Raw genomic sequence first — 1,723 nt, forward strand, 5'->3', positions numbered from 1 at the left:
GGCGGACACCGCCGCCGCGACGCCGGTGCTGCTGCTGGACACGCTGGACGTGCAGGATCAGCCCTCGGACAACCCGGTCCACGCGCTCGCGCCGGATCATCCCGCCTACGTCATCTACACCTCCGGCTCCACCGGCCGACCCAAGGGCGTCGTCGTCGCCCACCGCAACGTGGTGCGGCTCTTCGACGCCACCCGGAAGTGGTTCGGCTTCGGTCCCGACGACGTCTGGACGCTGTTCCACTCGTACGCCTTCGACTTCTCCGTCTGGGAGCTGTGGGGAGCGCTGCTGCACGGCGGCCGACTCGTCGTGGTGCCCTACGAGGTCAGCAGAACGCCCGGCGCCTTCCTCGACCTGCTGGCCGATCACGGCGTCACCGTCCTCAACCAGACGCCGTCGGCCTTCTACCAGTTGGCCCAGGCCGACGCCGACGCCGACGCCTCCTCGCCGGGCCGCGAACTCGCCCTGCGCATTGTGGTGTTCGGCGGTGAGGCACTCCAGCCGTCCCGCCTCGCCGACTGGTACCGATGCCACCCCGACGACACGCCGGCCCTGATCAACATGTACGGAATCACCGAGACCACGGTCCACGTGACGTACCAGCCGCTGACCCGGGAGCGAGCGACCGCGGCGGCGGCCAGCGTCATCGGCGTCGGTATCCCCGACCTGCGGACGTATGTGCTCGGTCCCGGGCTGGAGTTGGTGGCGCCCGGCGTGGTGGGGGAGCTGTACGTCGCGGGGGCCGGTGTCGCCCGCGGGTATCTGGGCAAGCCCGGTATGACGGCCGAGCGGTTCGTGGCGGACCCGTACGCGTCCGAGCCGGGCACGCGGATGTACCGCACCGGCGACCTGGTGCGCTGGAACGACGACGGCGAGCTGGAGTTCGTCGGCCGCGCCGACCACCAGGTCAAGATCCGCGGCTTCCGCATCGAACCCGGCGAGATCGAGAACGTACTGACCGACCACCCCGACGTCGCCGAGGCCGCGGTGGTGGTCCGGGAGGAACCGTCCGGCGATGCCCGCCTTGTCGCCTACGTGGTGGCACGGGGAGCCCTCCGCGACGGCGACGTACGGGACTTCGCGCGGGAGCGGCTGCCCGACTACATGGTGCCGGCGGCCGTCGTGACACTGGACCGCATGCCGCTCACCGTCAACGGCAAGCTGGACAAGGGGGCACTTCCGGAACCGGACTTCACCGTGACCAGGTCGGGGCGGGAGGCGCGCACGCCGCAGGAGCAGATCGTGTGCGATCTGTTCGCGCAGGTGTTGGGGCTGCCGTGGGTCGGTGTCGAGGACGACTTCTTCGACCTGGGCGGGCACCCCCTGGCGACGCGGGAACGCCCCTCGGCCCTTCCCCTCTCGTCCGCCCAGCGGCGGCTGTGGTTCCTGCACAAGATGGAGGGGCCGAGCGCCACCTATAACATCCCCCTCGTCGTACGCCTGAACGGCGAGTTGGACCGTGCAGAGTCTGCGGACGGTGTTCCCCGAGACTGACGGCACGCCGTACCAGCACGTCCTCGACAGCGTGAGCGTGGAGCTGCCCGCCACGGACATCGGCAGCCGAGATCCCCCTACACGCCGAGTTGTTCACGGTGTCCGAACACCGACACGCGCTGCTGCTCGTCGTGCATCACATCGCGGGTGACGGGTGGTCGTTGGGCCCGCTGGCCGCTGACCTGACGCGTGCCTATACGGCGCGGGTGGAGGGGCGGGTGCCGGAGTGGT

At 70.3% G+C, this 1,723-nt stretch carries 2 protein-coding genes; both read left to right on the forward strand.

All coding sequences use genetic code 11. The features are described from left to right. A partial coding sequence (locus tag OO52_RS45420; RefSeq protein ID WP_037671592.1) for an amino acid adenylation domain-containing protein occupies positions 1-1,492 on the forward strand: 1,492 nt, incomplete at its 5' end. A gap of 98 nt (positions 1,493-1,590) precedes the next feature. After that, positions 1,591-1,723 (forward strand): condensation domain-containing protein (locus OO52_RS54935; RefSeq protein ID WP_158712707.1); only part of this gene is annotated, 133 nt, incomplete at its 3' end.

Origin of the sequence: Streptomyces flaveolus (assembly GCF_000716535.1) — a bacterium.
Lineage (GTDB): Bacteria > Actinomycetota > Actinomycetes > Streptomycetales > Streptomycetaceae > Streptomyces > Streptomyces flaveolus_A.